A 17,181-nucleotide genomic window follows, 5' to 3' on the forward strand; every position below is an offset into this window, starting at 1 on the left:
CGCTATCGCCGGACCGACGACCCCGCTCGACCAAATGCATGTTAACTGTGTTCCCGAAGCCACGCCCTTGTGGTAATCCGGCCACGATGGCTGCATATGGGCTTGTATCCAGGCGATGGCGCAGGCGCGCGGTGACGGCGCTGCGGCCACGGCGCCTGCTGCCTTTGCTGGAGATATTGGCGCCGCTGGCCGCATTGCTGGTGGTCGCGGTCAGCTATCGGGTCGTCACGGCCAGCGGCAAGCCCGAAATCCCGATCTCGCCGACCGTCGTGGCGCTGCTGCTCGGCGCCAACCTGCTGTCGTTCATGGTGCTGATGGTGCTCGCCGCCCGCCGGGTGGCGCTGCACCGCGCGGCGCGGTCGGGGCTGGGGGGCAAGGCGCGGCTGCACGTCCGCCTCGTCGCCTTCTTCTCGCTGATCGCCACCGCGCCGACGCTGCTGGTGGTGATCTTCGCGTCGCTGCTGTTCCAGCTCGGCACCGAATTCTGGTTCTCCGACAAGGCCACCGTCGTGCTGCGCAGCTCCGAGCGGGTCGCGCAGGCCTATGTGACCGAGAGCAAGGAGCGGCTGCTCGGCGACATCCTCGCCATGTCGGGCGACCTGCGCAGCGCGCTGTCGGCGACGACGATCGACGATCCGCGCTTCGCGCCCTTCTTCGCGCGCCAGGTCGCCTATCGCGGCCTGTCGGAAGCGGCGATCATCAGTGTCGACCGCGCCGGCACGCCGCAGCTCATCGCGCTCGCCAATCTCGACAAGCGGCCGCTCGACAAGCGTCTGCCGCCCGCGACGCTGCCCTTCCTGGCGGGCGGACAGCCGCGCATCACCGCCGGGGCGGGCGACCGGATCGAGGGCACGATCCTGCTCGACGCGGCGAGCCGCACCTATCTCTACATCTCGCGCCAGTCGGACCGGAACGTGCTGGCCCAGGCCGCCCGCGCGCGATCGGCGCTGGGCGACTATGTCGCGACCGTCGACCGCGCCCGCGCGCTCCAGCTCCGCTTCAACATCCTGCTGATGATCATCGCGCTGGCGATCCTCGGCATCGCCATCTGGGTGGCGATGACGGTGGCCGACCGGCTGGTCCGCCCGGTCAACGACCTCGTCGCCGCCGCGCGCCGGGTCGCGGCCGGCGATCTCAGCGCGCGCGTGCATATCGATCCGAGCCCCGACGAGATCGGCACGCTCGGCAGCGCCTTCAACCGCATGACCCGCAAGCTGGGCGAGCAGACCGGCGCGCTGGTCGCCGCCAACAGCCAGCTCGAAAGCCGCAGCGCCTTCATCGAGGCGGTGCTGTCGGGCGTGACCGCGGGCGTCATCTCGGTCGACGGCGACCGCCGGATCACGCTCGTCAATCCCTCGGCGCGGGCGATGCTCGCCCTGGAGGAACCGGTCGACGGCCGGCCGCTCGCCGACATCTCGCCCGAGCTGCACCATATCCTCGACGCCGGCGACCGCGAGGCGGTGGTCCAGATCGTCATCGCCGGCGAGCCGCGTACCCTGTCGGTGCGCGCGGTCGCGGCGGAGGGCGCGCGGGTGCTGACCTTCGACGACATCACCCAGCGCCTCGCCGACCAGCGCCGCGCCGCCTGGGCCGACGTCGCCCGCCGCATCGCGCACGAGATCAAGAACCCGCTGACCCCGATCCAGCTCGCCGCCGAACGGCTCCAGCGCCGCTACGGCAAGGAAATCCAGTCCGATCCGGGCGTGTTCGAGCGGCTGACCGCGACGATCGTCCGCCAGGTCGGCGACATGCGGCGGATCGTCGACGAATTCTCGTCCTTCGCGCGCATGCCCAAGCCGGCCTTCCGCGAGGAGGCGATCGTCGACATCGCGCGGCAGGCGATGTTCCTGCAGGAGGTCGCCCATCCCGCGATCAGCTTCAGCCTTGACAGCGAGGGGCTGACCCCGACGATGATCTGCGACCGCCGCCAGCTCGGCCAGGCGCTGACCAACCTCGTCAAGAACGCGGTCGAGGCGATCGAGGAGAACCCCGCGCAGCACGCCCCGGGCGTGATCGCGATGACGATCCGCATCGCCGAGCGGCGGCTGCGCATCGTGCTGGCCGACAACGGTCCCGGCCTGCCGCCCGAGCGCGAGCGGCTGACCGAGCCCTATATGACGACGCGCAAGCGCGGCACCGGGCTCGGCCTCGCCATCGTCCGCAAGATCGTCGAGGACCATCTCGGTACCTTGGCGCTGCGCGACCGGCCCGGCGGCGGCACCATGGTCGAGATGGATTTCGACCTGGAGGCGCTCGGCAGCCTCGCCGTCGAGGGCGCGGACCGCGCCGGCAACGCGGCCGAGGAAGCAAAATTCCCCGAACTCAAGCGAAGTGGAACTGGTTGAGGCATGGCGCTCGAAATCCTGATTGTCGACGACGAGGCGGATATCCGCGACCTGGTGGCGGGCGTGCTGGAGGATGAGGGCTATGCCGCCCGCACCGCCGCCGACAGCGACTCGGCGCTCGCGGCGATCGACGAGCGGCGGCCGTCGCTCGTGCTGCTCGACGTCTGGCTGCAGGGATCGCGCCTCGACGGGCTCGACCTGCTCGACGAGATCAAGCGCCGCGACCCGAGCCTGCCGGTGCTGATGATCTCGGGCCACGGCAATCTCGACACCGCGGTGACGGCGATCCGCCGCGGCGCGACCGACTTCATCGAGAAGCCGTTCGAGGCCGAGCATCTGCTGCTGCTGGTCGACCGCGCGACCGAGACCGACCGGCTGCGCCGCGAGAATGCGACGCTCAAGGCGCAGATTGGCCAGGAGGAGGAACTCACCGGCAATTCGGGCGCGATCAACGGCATCCGCGCCACGCTGAAACGCGTCGCCGCGACCGGCAGCCGCGTGCTGATCAGCGGCCCGGCCGGCGTCGGCAAGGAGGTGGCGGCGCGCCTCCTCCATGTCTGGAGCCACCGCGCGCAGGCGCCCTTCATCGTCGTCAGCGCGGCGCGGATGGAGCCCGAGCGGGTCGAGGAGGAGCTGTTCGGGGTCGAGGAGAATGGCGAGCTGCTTCGCCCCGGCCTGCTCGAACAGGCGCATGGCGGCACGTTGTTCCTCGACGAGATCGCCGACATGCCGCTCACCACCCAGGCGAAGATATTGCGGGTGCTGACTGAACAGGCGTTCAACCGGGTCGGCGGGCAGCGCATCGTCAAGGTCGACGTCCGCGTCGTCTCGGCCACCTCGCGCAACCTGGCCGAGGAGATCACCGCCGGGCGTTTCCGCGAGGACCTCTATTATCGACTCAACGTCGTGCCGGTGAACATCCCGCCGCTGGCCGAGCGGCGCGAGGACATCCCGGCGCTGGTCGAACATTTCCTGGCGCGCTTCGCCTCCGAACGGCGGGTGCCGACTCCGGTCGTCACCGACGATGCGGTCGGCGCGCTGCAAACCTACGACTGGCCGGGCAATGTCCGTCAGCTCCGCAATATCGTCGAGCGGACGATCATCCTCGCGCCCGGCGAGCGGATCGGCCAGATCGAACTCGACATGCTCCCGCCCGAGATATTGAGCGACCAGGCGCGGCTGGCGCCGGGCGAGGCGGCCCGATCGATCATGGGGACGCCGCTGCGCGAGGCGCGCGAGACGTTCGAGCGCGAATATCTGCGCGTCCAGATCCGCCGTTTCTCGGGCAATATCTCGAAGACGGCCTCGTTCATCGGCATGGAGCGCTCGGCGCTCCACCGCAAGCTCAAGACGCTGGGACTGGTCGATCCGCGGGAGGAGGGGGAGGAGTAACCTCCGGACCGTCATCCCGGCGAAAGCCGGGATCTCACTGTCTTTCAGTAAGCTCTGGCAAGATGTTGAAGAAGAAGGGAGATCCTGATTTTCGTCAGGATGACGATGGGAGGGTTGCGGCGAAGCGAGCGGTTTTGCTGCAACTGCGAGATGGACGCGCCCGCCAAGCTGCTATATGAAGCACCCAGCCCCGCATGTGGCGCGGGCTGCACGACGCCATGCAACGGCGCAATCAGCGGGCCATGACCCGCCAAGACCGGAGACCGGCAATGGCCGACAAGGTCAATAATCTTCAGGATATCTTCCTCAACTCGGTCCGTAAGACCAAGACGCCCGTCACGATGTTCCTCGTGAAGGGCGTCAAGCTCCAGGGCATCATCACCTGGTTCGACAATTTCTCGGTCCTGCTGCGCCGCGACGGCCAGTCGCAGCTCATCTACAAGCACGCCATCTCGACGGTGATGCCCGCGCATCCGCTCGACATGGCGGAGATCGACAAGAGCTTCGAGGACAAGAAGTCCCACCTGTTGCAGGAGGTGTTCCTCTCGGCGGTGCGCAAGGCGCGCGAGCCGGTGACGATGTTCCTCGTCAACGGCGTCATGCTCCAGGGCGAGATCGCGGCCTATGACCTGTTCTGCATGCTGCTGCGGCGGGATGGTCTCAGCCAGCTCGTCTACAAGCATGCGATCTCGACGGTGCAGCCGGCGCATCCGATCAACCTGGCCGAGATCGACAGCACGGACGACGATTGAGCGTCTTCAACCGTGACGAGGACGACGGGCTGAGCCGCGGCGCGCGAGCGCTGGTGGCCCTGCCCGAACGTTCCGGCGACAATCCTCGCAGCGCGGAGGCGCGACTCGACGAGGCGGCAGGGCTTGCCGCCGCGATCGGGGTCGACGTGGTCGACAAGCTCGCCTTCCGCCTGCGCGATCCCAAGCCCGCGACCCTGTTCGGCTCCGGCCAGGTCGACCAGATCGCACTTGCCGCCCGCCAGGGCGAGGCCGAGCTGATCATCGTCGACGCGGCGCTGACCCCGATCCAGCAACGCAACCTGGAGAAGGCGACCGAGGCCAAGGTGATCGACCGCACCGGCCTGATCCTGGAGATCTTCGGCGAGCGCGCGGCGACCGCCGAGGGCCGGCTGCAGGTCGAGCTCGCCCATCTCGACTATCAGGCGGGCCGGCTGGTACGGAGCTGGACCCATCTCGAACGGCAGCGCGGCGGCTTCGGCTTCCTCGGCGGCCCGGGCGAGACCCAGATCGAGGCCGATCGCCGCCTGATCCGCGACCGCATGGCGAAGCTGCGCCGCGAGCTGGAGCAGGTGCGCCGCACCCGCGGCCTCCACCGCGCCCGGCGGCAGCGCGCGCCCTGGCCGGTGATCGCGCTGGTCGGCTACACCAACGCCGGCAAGTCGACCCTGTTCAACCGCATGACCGGGGCCAAGGTGATGGCCGAGGACCTGCTCTTCGCCACGCTCGACCCGACGATGCGGCAGATTTCGCTGCCCGGCCTCGACAAGGCGATCCTGTCCGACACGGTCGGCTTCGTCTCCGACCTGCCGACCCAGCTCGTCGCCGCCTTCCGCGCGACGCTGGAGGAGGTCACCGGCGCCGACATCATCCTCCACGTCCGCGACATATCCCACCCCGACAGCGACGCCCAGGCGGGCGACGTGCTGGCGGTGCTGGGCGAGATCGGCGTCGGCCCCAGGGCGCCGGAAGGGCATGGCTCAGGCGAGGCCGGCGAGGGCGCGCCGATCCTGGAGGTCTGGAACAAGATCGACATGCTCGATCCCGAGGCCCGCGCCGCGACCGAGGCGGAGGCCGCGCGCCGCGACGACGTCGCGCCGCTGTCGGCGCTGACCGGCGAGGGCGTCGAGGAGCTGCGCCGGCTGGTGTCCGACCGGCTGTCGACCGGCAACCGCGTCCGCACCTTGTCGGTGCCGATCGCCGACGGCGCGGCGCTGGCCTGGCTCCACGCCAATGGCGAGGTGATCGGGCAGGAGGTCGAGGGCGACGCGATGATCGTCGAGGTGCGGCTGTCGGACAAGGACCTGGCGCGCTTCGAGGCGCGCTGACGCGCATCGTCATCCCAGCGAAAGCTGGGATCGCACTTTTACTGAGCGAGCTAAGGCAATGAGATTCCAGCTTTCGCTGGAATGACGTTCAGGATCGTTTCACCCGCACCCAGAGCGCTTCCTTGTCGTCGAGCGACAGGCCCTTGAAGGCCTCCCCGGCGATATCCTCCATCGCGCGGAAGCGTTTCTCGAACTTCAGATTGGCCGCGCGCAGCGCCGCTTCGGGGTCGATGCCCAGCTTGCGCGACCAGTTGACCACCGCGAACAGCAGGTCGCCCATCTCCTCGAAGCGGTCGGCATCGGTCGCCGCCGTGCGGACCTCGTCGATCTCCTCGGCGACCTTGTCGCGCGCGCCGTCGGGATCTGGCCAGTCGAAGCCGGTGCGCGCGGCGCGCTTCTGGAGCTTTTCGGCGCGGAGCAGCGCGGGCAGGGCGGACGCGACCCCGGCCAGCGCGCTGCGGTCCTCCGACGCGCCCGCGCGCTCGGCGGCCTTGATCTCCTCCCAGCCGGGGCTTGCGCCGTCGCCGAACACATGGGGATGGCGGCGGATCATCTTCGCGCTGATCGAATCGAGCACGTCCTTCAGGTCGAACGCGCCGGCCTCCTCGGCCATGCGGGCGTGGAACACGACCTGGAGCTGGAGATCGCCCAGCTCGTCGCGCAGCGCCGCCATGTCGTCGCGCTCGATCGCGTCGGCGACCTCATAGGCCTCCTCGATCGTATAGGGGGCGATGGTGCGGAAATCCTGCTCGACGTCCCAGGGGCAGCCGGTTTCCGGGTCGCGCAGGCGCGCCATGATGTCGCGAAGTTCTTCAAGCATGACCGTCACCTATCCCAGGGCGGCACCGGCGAGAAGAGCGCCCGGAAATGGTCGACGAAGGCGCCGGCATTGGGCGCGCCGGCGGTGCCGCGCGGCTGCACGGCGTAAATGGCGACGTCGGTCGCGCCGCTGATCTCCGGCAGAATGCGGACCAGCGATCCGTCGCGCAGCGCCGGGCCGACGTCCCAGGTCGACCGCAGCGCGATGCCGAGCCCGGCGACGGTCAGCTCGCGCGCGACCTCGCTCGAATTGGTGCGGACCGCGCTCACCCCGTCGAGCCCCACCGGGCCGTCGGGCCCTTCGAGCCGCCAGGGGAATTGGTGGTCGGCGGCGAGCAGCCGGTGGCGGGAGAGGTCGGCGAGGGTCGCGGGCGTGCCCTGCGCGGCGAGATAGGCGGGGGCGGCGCAGAGGATGCGGCGATTCTCGGCGAGGTGATGCGCGACCAGCGATCCTTCCGGCCGGGTGGCGATGCGGATCGCGACGTCGATCCGTTCGCCGAGCAGGTCGACGAAGCCGTCGTCGAGGTCGAGCGACAGCTCGATCCGGGGATAGCGATCGAGGAAGGCGCGGAGATAGGGCGCGACGTGCATCCGCCCGAACGAGGTGGGCGCCGAGACGCGCAGCCGCCCGCCCGGCTGCCCGACCCGCCCGGCCACCCGCGCCTCGGCGGTGCGGACCGCGTCGAGGATGTGGCTGGCGTCCTCGTAGAAGCCCTGGCCGACGTCGGTGAGCAGCAGCCGCCGCGTGGTGCGATGGACCAGCGTCGCGCCGAGCCGTGCCTCGAGCCGGGCGAGCCGCTTCGACACCATCGCCGGGGAGATGCGCAGCCGCCGGCCCGCGGCGGACAGGCTGCCGGCCTCGACGATGGTGACGAAAAGATTGTAATCTTCATGCATCCCGTCCCCTGCTGCCCCAACATCGGTTGCAATGCCATCGCTAATCCCGGATGACGGGATGGGGTTTGATGCGGGGATCGGGGCGGTGCTTCAGCGATGGCTGTTCCATCTGGGCTGCGTGCTGGCGCTGGCCTGGCCTGCCTTTATCAACGGGCAGCCCTTCTATTTCCCCGACAGCACCGCCTATGTCCGCGCCGCCGACAGCGCCGCCTATATCTTCTCGGGCGAGCGCATCCGCACCGAATGGACCGAGCATTATCGCCGCTCGCTCGACCCCGAAGGCAAGGCGCGCGACGCCGACCGCCATGTCGGCGCGCGCGGCAACGACCTCGCCAGCGAGAGCATCATGGCCGGCCGCTCGCCCTATTTCGGGGCGCTGCTGTGGCTCAGCTACCTGCTCAGCCGCTTCTGGCTGTTCGTCGTCGCCCAGGCGGCGATCGCCTATTGGCTGGTCCGCGTCGCGCTGCGCCTGTTCGGGCTCGCCCGGCCGGCGACCGTCGCGGGGACGGTGCTGCTGCTGTCGGCGGTCACCGCCTTGCCCTATTTCACCGGCCTGCTGATGCCCGACCTGCTCGCCGGGATCGGCATCCTCGCCTTCCTGCTGCTCGCGATCGATCGCGGACGGCTGGCGCGGGGCGAGCGGATCGGGCTGCTCGCGCTGCTGCTGCTGTCGGTGGTCGCGCACCTCACCCATATCCTGATCGTCGCGGCGATGGCGGCGGTGCTGGCGATCCGGGCGTGGGCGGGGCACTGGCCCCGCGCGCGGATCGTCGCGCCGATCGCGCCGACGCTGCTGATCCTCGCCGCCGGGATCGCGTCGGTGCTGCTCACCTCGACGGTGGTCGAGCAGGTGTTCGGTCGCAAGCCGCTGCTCGTCCCGCTGCTCACCGCGCGCTTCATGGCGGACGGGCCCGGCCTCGACTATCTGCGCCGCCATTGCCCGGAGGCGGGGTTCGCCGCCTGCGCCTGGGCCGATCGCGACGAGGTCGTGGTGGCGGACCTGCTCTGGTCGCACGATCCGGCGAAGGGCGGCTATATGTTCGCCGACGCCGCGACCCGCCGGGCGCTGTCGGCCGAGGACAAGGCCTTCGCCCTGGCGGTGCTTGCCGATCATCCGCTGGCGCAAGGGGCGGACATCCTCTGCAATGGCTGGCGGCAGGCGATCGCGGTCGAGGCCGACCTGCTCAACTATGCCTGCGTCGCGGGCCCGCATTGCTGGCCGGCGCTGCCGCCGCGCGAGCGGGCGGCGTTGCAGGCCAGCCTGGGCGGCCGGGGGCTGTGGCCGCAGCCGGCGATCGCGCGGCTGCAACAGGGCGCGATCGTCGCCGCGATCCTGCTGCTGCTGGCCTGGCTGGCGGTCGATGCGCGGCGGGGCGGCGAGCGGCGGGACGACCTTCGTCTCTGGCTGCTGCTGATCGTCGTCGCGCTGGCGGCCAACGCGCTGCTCGGCGGCGGCATATCCGAGCCGCAGGCGCGCTATCAGGCGCGGATCGTCTGGCTGCTGCCGCTGGCGGCGATCATTGCCGGCCTGCTCTGGCGCGGCGCCGGGGAAGCGCGCGCCACGGACGGATGACAAGCCCCGCGGCCCCGGCTATCAGGCCGTCATGACGCCCGATATCGCCGTGATCCTGCCCTGCTACAACGAGGAAGCGGCGATCGGCGCGACGGTCGCGGCTTTCCGCCGGGCGCTGCCCGACGCGCGCATCTACGTGTTCGACAACAATAGTCGCGACCGCACGGTCGAGGTCGCCCGCGCCGCCGGCGCGATCGTCCGGACCGAGCGGATGCAGGGCAAGGGCCATGTCGTGCGGCGGATGTTCTCCGACGTCGAGGCCGACATCTATGTGATGGCCGACGGCGACGCGACCTATGACGCCGCCGCGGCGCCGGAGATGATCCGGATGATGCTCGACGAGCGGCTCGACATGGTGGTCGGCGCGCGCAAGTCGGAGGTCGAGGCCGCCTATCGGCGCGGGCACCGTTTCGGCAACCGCATGCTGACCGGCCTGCTGGCGCGCCTGTTTGGACGGACTTTCTCCGATATCCTATCGGGTTATCGGGTTTTCTCGCGACGGTTCGTGAAGAGCTTCCCGGTGCTCTCGGCGGGCTTCGAGATCGAGACCGAGATCAGCATCCACGCGCTGGAGCTGCAGATGCCGGTCGGCGAGCTCGTCACCCAATATGGCGCGCGACCGGAGGGGTCGGCGTCGAAGCTGTCGACCTATCGCGACGGCTGGCGCATCCTCTGGACGATCGCGACGCTGTTCCGGATCGAGAAGCCGATGCTGTTCTTCGGGGTGATCGCGGCGGCGCTGGCGCTGTTCGCCGTGCTGCTCGCCATCCCGCTCGGCATCACCTATTTCCAGACCGGGCTGGTGCCGCGGCTGCCCACCGCGATGCTCGCCACCGGGTTGATGATCCTCGCCTTCCTCAACCTGTTCTGCGGGCTGATCCTCGCCACCGTCGTGCGCGGCCGGCGCGAGGTGCGGCGGCTCGCCTATCTCAGCTTCGCCGCGCCGGGCGGCGACGACCGCTCGATCGGTAGCACCACCGCCTGACCCTCGATCGTGCCGGTCCAGGCGCGAATATTATAGCAGTCGCTCAAATATTCGGGGGTCAGCACCGCGCCGGGGGCGCCGTCCGCGACCAGCCGACCTTCATGGAGCAGCAGCAGCCGGTCGCAGAAGCGCGCGGCCATCGCCAGGTCGTGGAGGATCAGCAGGACGAGCGTCCCCGCTTCGGCCTCGGCGCGCATCAGGTCCATGAGTTCGAGCTGGTGGCCGGGGTCGAGCGCGGCGAGCGGCTCGTCGACCACCAGCACCGGCGCCTCGGCCGCCAGCGCGCGGGCGATCAGCACGCGGGCGCGCTCGCCGCCCGACAGTTCGGTGACGACCCGCTCGCGCAGGCCGCCGACGTCGGCGCGCGCCATCGCCCGCTCGATCGCGTCGCGATCGGCGCGCGCCATGGCCGAGAAGGGGGCGAGATGGGGCAGGCGGCCGAGCGCGACCAGCCGCTCGGCCGTCAGCGGCCAATGCACCGTCTGCCCCTGCGGCAGATAGGCGATGCGGCGGCCGAGATCGGCGGGCGAAAAGGCGCGGACGTTGGTCCCGTCGATGGCGACGCGCCCGGAGGCGGAGCGGAGCAGCCCGGTCACGGCGCGCGCGAGCGTGGACTTGCCGGCGCCGTTGGGGCCGATGACGCCGATCAGGCTGCCCGAGCGCATCTCGGCATCGATGCCGTGCAGGATCGCGCGGCCGCCGAGATCGATCCGCAGCGCCTCGATCGACAGGGTCACCATAGCCGCCGCTCGCGCACCAGATGGTAGAGGAAGACGGGGACGCCGAGCAGCGAGGTGAGCACGCCGAGCCGCAGCTCGCTGTCGGCGGTCGGGATCAGCCGCACCGCGATGTCGGCCGCGCTGAGCAGCGCCGCGCCGCCGAGCGCCGAGGGCAGCAGCAGCGCCGAGGGCGAGCGATCGGTGAGCGGGCGGAGCAGGTGCGGGACGATCAGCCCGACGAAGCCGATCGCGCCCGACACCGCGACCGCGCCGCCGACCCCGATCGCGACCCCGGCGAGCAGCCGCCAGCGCAGCGCGCGCAGGTCGACGCCGAGCGTCCGGGCGGCGTCCTCGCCCAGGGTCAGCGCGTCGAGCGCGCGAGCGTTCCACAGCAGCAGCGTCGCGCCGATCGCGATGCAGGGCAGCGCCAGCCAGAAATGCTCGAACGAGCGATCCTCGAGCGACCCCATCAGCCAACTCATGATCTCCATCGCCGCGAACGGATTGGGCGCGAGGTTGAGCGCGAGGCTGATCCCCGCGCCGCCGAGCGTGCCGACCGCGATCCCGGCGAGGATCAGCGAGAGCGGGCTTTCGGCGCGCCCGGCGAGCAGCAGCAGCGGCGCGAGGCCGAGCAGCGCCCCGGCGACCGCGAGCAGCGGCAGCGCCAGCGGATGCGCCTGGGCAAGCCCGAAATAGAGCGCGATCACCGCGCCGAGCGCCGCGACGTTGGAGGTGCCGAGCACCGACGGCTCGGCGAGCGGGTTGCGCAGATAGCCTTGCAGGACGGCGCCGCCGAGGCCGAGCATCCCGCCGACCAGCAGGCCGAGCAGCGCGCGCGGCAGTCGCAGTTCGAGCAGCACGGCGCGCAGCACCGGATCGCCGCCGCCCGCCAGGATCGCCGCGATCTCGCCCGATCCGAAGCGCGTCGGCCCGGTCAGCAGCGAGCCGACGGCAAGCAGCAGCGCGGCGGCGGCCAGCGCGGCGATCAGGATCAGGCGCTTGGGGAAGGTGCTGCTCATCGGGGCGGCTTGACCCTAGCGGGCCCTTCTCCGAATGAGAAGCCGATGCGGTTCCGAAATCTTGGCCGGCTCCTGACGGGGTTGTCGCTGGCGCTCACGGCGGCGGGCCCGCTGTCGGCCGCGCCGCGGCGGATCGTCTCGCTCAGCCTGTGCGCCGACCAATATCTGCTGCTGCTCGCCGATCCGGGCCAGATCGTCGCGCTCAACCGCTTCTCGCACGATCCGGCGATGTCGTGGGGCGTCGCGAAGGCGCGGCGCTTTCCGGCGGTGCGCGGCAGCGCCGAGGAGATGCTGACGCTGAAGCCCGACCTGGTCTTCACCTCGGGCTTCGGCACCCCGGCGGCGCTGGCGGTGCTGCGCAGCCGCAAGGTGCGGCTCGTCGACATCGGCTGGGCCGACAGCTTCGCCGGCATCGAGCGGACCGCGCGGACGATCGCCGCCGAGATCGGCCATCCCGCGCGCGGCGAGGCGCTGATCGCGGCGATGCGCGCCCGGATCAGGGCGCTGGGCCCGCCGCCAGGGCGGGGTCGGATCGCGGCCTATTATCAGCGGCGCGGCTATCTGACCGGGCAGGGGACGCTGATCGACGAGATGATGCGTCGCGCCGGGCTGACCAACCTCGCCACCCGGCTCGACCGGCCGATGCTGTCGCGCCTGTCGCTGGAGGAGATGGCGGTGGCGCGGCCCGACTTCCTGCTCGTCGAGAATGGCGACCAGGTCCGCGACAAGGGAACCGAGCTGCTCCAGCACCCGCTGCTCCGCCGCGCGGTGCCGCCGGGCCGGCGGATCGTCATCCCCGAGGCGCTGACGACGTGCGGCGGCCCGTCTTATCCCGATGCGATGGCGACCTTGTACCGGGGGATCGAGCGGGCGGACGGGCGGAGATAGGGGCATCCGACTGTTAATCGGACGGCCCATTCACCGTCATGCCGGCGGAGGCCGGCATCTCAGGCGGTTCCTGCCTCGGCCTTATCTCCTCTCTCCCGAGACCCCCCGGCTCGCTTTGCGAGCCGATCTCCGGCTGCGGACTGCCCCCGGCAGTCCGCTGTCCGCCTACGATCCTCCGCCGGGGTGACGGTGGCGGAATGGGGGCGGTTCAGCGCGTCTCGCCGTCCTCGCCGCGATATTTGAGTTCTAGGTAGCGGCCCTGGGTCGCGAGCTTGTTGAGGTCGCCGCTGACGATCTGCTCGCTCAGCCGCGCCAGCTCCTCGTCGACGACCTGGAGGCCCTCGACCAGCTGCCGGTCGGGCGAGCTGCCGTTGCGTTCGGCGCGGCGCATCCCCTCGGGCACGCGCTTGTAACCCTCGACCAGCTCGGGAAGCTCCTCGGCCATCAACTTGCGGAACTCGAAGGCGGCGGGCTCGCGCGGGTCGATCTGGGCGAGCTGCGGCCCGATCGCCTCCAGCTTGATGCCGATCGCGTCGGCCAGTTGCTGCGCGGGCGCGGGCAGGGCGGGGCGCTGCGCCTCCAGCCAGCGTTCGGTCTGCGACGGCAGCAGCGGCAGATCGCTCTTCGCCATCTGCTGCGGGGTCGGTTCGGGCGCCTGCGGCCAGCCGAGGATGCCGAAGAAGACGATCGCCATCGCCACCAGCATCAGGAAGAAGCCCCAGATGCCGAGCGGGGTGACGAAGCTGCCGATCAGCCCCCCGGCCAGCGCGACGCCGAGCACCGCGAAGAAGGCATATTTGAGCCGGCGGAAGAAGCCGACGACGCGGCGGCGATGCGCCTTGATCGCGCGGGGCGTGGTGCGCGCGCGGATGCGTTCGAGCACTTCCTCGGCGCGGTCCATGGTGACGCGGCTGTCGGCCATCGGCTGTCCCGCTATCCTATTCCAGCGCCTTGAACGGCTCGGCCTGCGCCTGGTTGGCGCCTTCGGCCCGCGCGATATAGCCGCGCGACTTCTCGACCTCGCTGGTCAGCGTGTTGACGGTCTGCTTCATCGACGACAGCGCCTCGACCTTGAAGCGGTCGATCGTGTCCATCGTGTCGTAGATGTTCTGGAAGGCGCGCTGCAGCGTCTCGATCGGAATGGTCGAGGCGGCGGCCTGCTTGTGGATCTCGCCGGTCTGGTTCTTGAGCATCGAGCCGGTCGACTCGATCATGTTCGCGGTCGTCGTGTTGAGCGCGGTGATCTGTTCGAGGACCAGCTTCTGGTTGGTCAGCGCCTGCGCCACCGTCACCGCGGTGCGCAGCGCCGAGACGGTGGTGGTCGAGGCGCGGTCGACGCCCTTCACCAGCTCGACATTGTTCTTCTTGACCAGGTCGAGCGCGAGATAGCCCTGCACGGTGACCGCCATCTGGGTCAGCAGGTCCTGGCTGCGCTGGCGGACGTAGAACAAAGCGGTCTCGCGGATCGTCTTGGCCTTCTCCGGATCGCTGCTGTCGAGTTCGAGCGCCTTGGCCTCGAGCTTGTCGTCGAGCTTCTTCGACAGGTGGATCATCTGTTCGAGCCGGCCCATCGCCGCCCACAGATTCTGCCGCTCGACGTCGATCGCGGCATTGTCCTTGATCAGCTCGTCCTTGCCCGAGGCGAGGTTGCGCAGGATCGAGGAGATGTGGCTCTGCGCCGACTTGTAGCTGTCGAAATAGTCGCGCATCCGGCTGCCGAACGGGATGATCCCGAACAGCTTCCGGCGGGTGAACAGGTCGCCCTTCGATCCGGGGTCGAGATCCTCGATGGTGCGGCGCAGCTCGGCCAGGTCGGCGCCGACGCCGGTGTCGGCATCCATCGCGCGGACGGGACGGTCGAGGAAGCGGTTCGACTGGCCGGCCGCCTCGGCGATCTCCTTGCGGCCCATATTGCTGATCGAATCGACGCGCTTGCCGAATTCGGGGCTGTTGACGTCCTGCGCGACCAGTTCCTCGATGAAGCCGTCGACCTTCTCGTCGAGCTTGGAGCGCTGCTCGTCGCTGAGCGGCACGAGACCGGCGGCCTTCTCCGGAGCGAGCACCTTCACCGGAGCCGGCGCCTGCAGCACCAGATCGGGTTCCTCGGTCGTCGTCGTGGTTGCCATGCCCCTTGGTCTCCTGATGCGTTGTTGGACGGAAGATGGCCGCATGGGGTGCATTATTCAAGCGATACGGCGCGGACCGCGGAGCCGCTCCGGCCGGCGTTGCGATTGCGCATTTCAAAATCGAACGATTGCATTTACTGCAATCGTCATTGCCGCATCAGCATTTGTCGAATCGGGCACCGGCCCGCAAAGGGAGCGGGCCTTTCAGGCATCCTCTCCTAATGACTTACGGGCTGGTTCTTCGGAGCCGGCCCTTTTTTTGTCGGCGGGCGATCGGGCCCGTCCTGCGGATAAAGGTCGAAAGGGCGGAACGGCGCCCTTGTTGCATTGCGCCAATTCCGCTATGCGCGCGCCAGATTCCTCCAAACAGGACCGGATATTATATGAGCCTTCGCAACGTGGCCATCATCGCCCACGTCGATCACGGCAAGACCACGCTCGTCGACCAGCTTTTCCGGCAGTCGGGCACTTTCCGCGACAACCAGCGCGTCGAAGAACGCGCGATGGATTCGAACGACCTCGAAAAGGAACGCGGGATCACCATCCTGGCCAAGTGCACCTCGGTCGAATGGGAAGGGACCCGCATCAACATCGTCGACACGCCCGGCCACGCCGACTTCGGCGGCGAGGTGGAGCGCATCCTGTCGATGGTCGACGGCGTCATCCTGCTGGTCGACTCCTCCGAAGGCGCGATGCCGCAGACCAAGTTCGTGACCGGCAAGGCGCTGGCGCTGGGGCTGCGCCCGATCGTCGTGGTCAACAAGATCGACCGGCCGGACGAGCGCACCCAGGAGGTGCTCGACGAGGTGTTCGACCTGTTCGTCTCATTGGACGCGACCGACGAGCAGCTCGACTTCCCGGTCCTGTTCGCCAGCGGCCGCAACGGCTATGCCAATGAGGACCCGTCGGCGCGCTCGGGCACGCTGAAGCCGCTGTTCCAGAAGATCGTCGACCATGTGCCGGCGCCGAAGGCCGATCCCAACGGCCCGTTCAAATTCCTGGTGACGCTGCTCGACCGCGACAATTTCGTCGGCCGCATCCTCACCGGCCTGGTCCAGAGCGGCACCGTCAAGATCAACTCGCCGGTCCACGCGCTCGATCCCGAGGGCAATGTCGTCGAGACCGGCCGCGCGTCGAAGATCATGGCGTTCCGGGGCCTCGAGCGGGTTCCCGTCGACGAGGCGAAGGCCGGCGACATCATCTCGATCGCGGGCCTGACCGTCGCGACCGTCGCCAACACCATCGCCGATCCGAGCGTCACCGAGCCGCTGCACGCGCAGCCGATCGATCCGCCGACGCTGTCGATGCGCTTCGCCGTCAACGACAGCCCGATGGCCGGCCGCGAAGGCAGCAAGGTGACGAGCCGGATGATTCGCGACCGTCTGTTCCGCGAGGCGGAATCGAACGTCGCGATCAAGGTGACCGAGAGCGATGACAAGGACAGCTTCGAGGTCGCCGGCCGCGGCGAGCTCCAGCTCGGCGTGCTGATCGAGACGATGCGCCGCGAGGGCTTCGAGCTCGGCATCAGCCGCCCGCGCGTGCTGTTCCGCGAGAATGAGCAGGGCGGCCGCGAGGAGCCCTATGAGACCGTCGTGATCGACGTCGACGACGATTATTCGGGCACGGTCGTCGACAAGATGGCGCAGCGCAAGGCCGAGATGACCGACATGCGCCCGTCGGGCGGCGGCAAGACCCGCATCACCTTCTCGGCGCCGTCGCGCGGCCTGATCGGCTATCATGGCGAGTTCCTGTCCGACACGCGCGGCACCGGCATCATGAACCGGCTGTTCGAGAAATACGGCCCCCACAAGGGCAATATCGAAGGCCGCAAGAACGGCGTGCTGATCTCCAACGGCGCGGGCGAGGCGAACAGCTATGCGCTCGGCCCGCTCGAGGATCGCGGCATCCTGTTCGTCGGCCATGGCGAGGCGCTCTACGAGGGCATGATCGTCGGCGAGAACGCCAAGACCGACGATCTCGAAGTCAACCCGATGAAGGCGAAGCAGCTCACGAACTTCCGCGCCTCGGGCGGCAAGGACGACGCGATCCGCCTGACCCCGCCGAAGCGGATGACGCTGGAGCAGGCGATCGCCTATATCGACGACGACGAGCTCGTCGAGGTGACGCCGAAGTCGATCCGGCTGCGCAAGCGCCACCTCGACCCCCACGAGCGCAAGCGCGCGAGCCGGGCCAAGGCGGCGGCTTGAGGCCATGACTTTCCCCTCCCTTTCAAGAGAGGGGATCAAGGGGTGGGTGGCGAGCGCAGCGAGCCTGCCCCGGCCATTCCATGGAACTCCGCCGAGGGGCGTCGAGCCCCTCGGCTCCGTCACCCACCCCCGGG

General features: G+C 69.5%; 14 protein-coding genes. 8 read left to right on the forward strand and 6 right to left on the reverse strand.

Going from position 1 to position 17,181, the window contains the following annotated elements; translation table 11 throughout:
• The first annotated feature begins 38 nt into the window (after positions 1–38).
• The 4 genes from HRJ34_RS03320 to hflX all read left to right on the forward strand — a co-directional run bounded on the left by HRJ34_RS03320 (position 39) and on the right by hflX (position 5,814).
• On the forward strand, positions 39–2,345 hold the full coding sequence (locus tag HRJ34_RS03320) for a sensor histidine kinase (RefSeq protein WP_011951100.1): 2,307 nt from the start codon (positions 39–41) through the stop codon (positions 2,343–2,345).
• A 3-nt stretch (positions 2,346–2,348) separates the two neighbouring features.
• Positions 2,349–3,737, forward strand: coding sequence for a nitrogen assimilation response regulator NtrX (gene ntrX, locus HRJ34_RS03325; RefSeq protein WP_011951101.1), 1,389 nt, complete (start codon positions 2,349–2,351; stop codon positions 3,735–3,737).
• 269 nt (positions 3,738–4,006) lie between these two features.
• The gene (gene hfq / locus HRJ34_RS03330) at positions 4,007–4,489 is read left to right on the forward strand and encodes an RNA chaperone Hfq (RefSeq protein WP_011951102.1); all 483 of its coding nucleotides are present in this window, start codon (positions 4,007–4,009) and stop codon (positions 4,487–4,489) included.
• The gene (gene hflX, locus HRJ34_RS03335) at positions 4,486–5,814 is read left to right on the forward strand and encodes a GTPase HflX (protein WP_011951103.1); all 1,329 of its coding nucleotides are present in this window, start codon (positions 4,486–4,488) and stop codon (positions 5,812–5,814) included. Before hfq ends, hflX begins: the two co-directional genes overlap by 4 nt.
• 88 nt (positions 5,815–5,902) lie before the next feature.
• On the opposite strand, the gene mazG is transcribed toward hflX, so the two are convergent.
• Together mazG and HRJ34_RS03345 are read right to left on the reverse strand one after the other, a co-directional pair.
• Positions 5,903–6,634 (reverse strand): nucleoside triphosphate pyrophosphohydrolase, encoded by a 732-nt coding sequence (gene mazG / locus HRJ34_RS03340; RefSeq protein WP_030090543.1) that lies wholly within the window; start codon positions 6,632–6,634, stop codon positions 5,903–5,905.
• A 5-nt stretch (positions 6,635–6,639) separates the two neighbouring features.
• Complete coding sequence (locus HRJ34_RS03345; RefSeq protein ID WP_030090544.1) at positions 6,640–7,530, reverse strand: LysR family transcriptional regulator; 891 nt, start codon at positions 7,528–7,530, stop codon at positions 6,640–6,642.
• A 58-nt stretch (positions 7,531–7,588) separates the two neighbouring features.
• On the opposite strand from HRJ34_RS03345, the gene HRJ34_RS03350 reads away from it, so the two are divergent.
• The gene (locus HRJ34_RS03350) at positions 7,589–9,103 is read left to right on the forward strand and encodes a hypothetical protein (protein WP_226949024.1); all 1,515 of its coding nucleotides are present in this window, start codon (positions 7,589–7,591) and stop codon (positions 9,101–9,103) included.
• Positions 9,104–9,134: 31 nt separating this feature from the next.
• A complete protein-coding gene (locus HRJ34_RS03355) occupies positions 9,135–10,088 on the forward strand; it encodes a glycosyltransferase family 2 protein (protein WP_208633335.1) in 954 nt (317 codons plus the stop codon).
• Here the strand turns inward: HRJ34_RS03355 and HRJ34_RS03360 are convergent.
• Both HRJ34_RS03360 and HRJ34_RS03365 read right to left on the reverse strand, forming a co-directional pair.
• Positions 10,028–10,828: an ABC transporter ATP-binding protein gene (locus tag HRJ34_RS03360; RefSeq protein WP_208633336.1), complete on the reverse strand. Its 801-nt coding sequence runs from the start codon at positions 10,826–10,828 to the stop codon at positions 10,028–10,030. The genes HRJ34_RS03355 and HRJ34_RS03360 overlap by 61 nt on opposite strands.
• Positions 10,822–11,826: a FecCD family ABC transporter permease gene (locus tag HRJ34_RS03365; protein WP_011951109.1), complete on the reverse strand. Its 1,005-nt coding sequence runs from the start codon at positions 11,824–11,826 to the stop codon at positions 10,822–10,824. The genes HRJ34_RS03360 and HRJ34_RS03365 overlap by 7 nt, the downstream gene beginning before the upstream one ends.
• A gap of 45 nt (positions 11,827–11,871) precedes the next feature.
• Here HRJ34_RS03365 and HRJ34_RS03370 point away from each other — a divergent pair, with 45 nt between their 5' ends.
• Positions 11,872–12,714, forward strand: a complete 843-nt coding sequence (locus HRJ34_RS03370; protein ID WP_226949025.1) for an ABC transporter substrate-binding protein — start codon at positions 11,872–11,874, stop codon at positions 12,712–12,714.
• A gap of 208 nt (positions 12,715–12,922) precedes the next feature.
• Here the strand turns inward: HRJ34_RS03370 and HRJ34_RS03375 are convergent, their stop codons facing one another.
• Both HRJ34_RS03375 and HRJ34_RS03380 read right to left on the reverse strand, forming a co-directional pair.
• Entirely contained in the window at positions 12,923–13,636 is a 714-nt protein-coding gene (locus tag HRJ34_RS03375) for a hypothetical protein (RefSeq protein ID WP_016747602.1), read from the reverse strand.
• Between the two features lie 16 nt (positions 13,637–13,652).
• Positions 13,653–14,840 (reverse strand): toxic anion resistance protein, encoded by a 1,188-nt coding sequence (locus HRJ34_RS03380; RefSeq protein WP_208633338.1) that lies wholly within the window; start codon positions 14,838–14,840, stop codon positions 13,653–13,655.
• Between the two features lie 383 nt (positions 14,841–15,223).
• On the opposite strand from HRJ34_RS03380, the gene typA reads away from it, so the two are divergent.
• Positions 15,224–17,047 carry a translational GTPase TypA gene (typA, locus tag HRJ34_RS03385; RefSeq protein WP_011951113.1) on the forward strand — a complete coding sequence of 608 codons (1,824 nt, stop codon included), beginning with the start codon at positions 15,224–15,226 and terminating at the stop codon, positions 17,045–17,047.
• Positions 17,048–17,181 lie beyond the last annotated feature (134 nt).

Source organism: Rhizorhabdus wittichii (assembly GCF_017607425.1).
Taxonomy (GTDB): Bacteria; Pseudomonadota; Alphaproteobacteria; order Sphingomonadales; family Sphingomonadaceae; genus Rhizorhabdus; species Rhizorhabdus wittichii.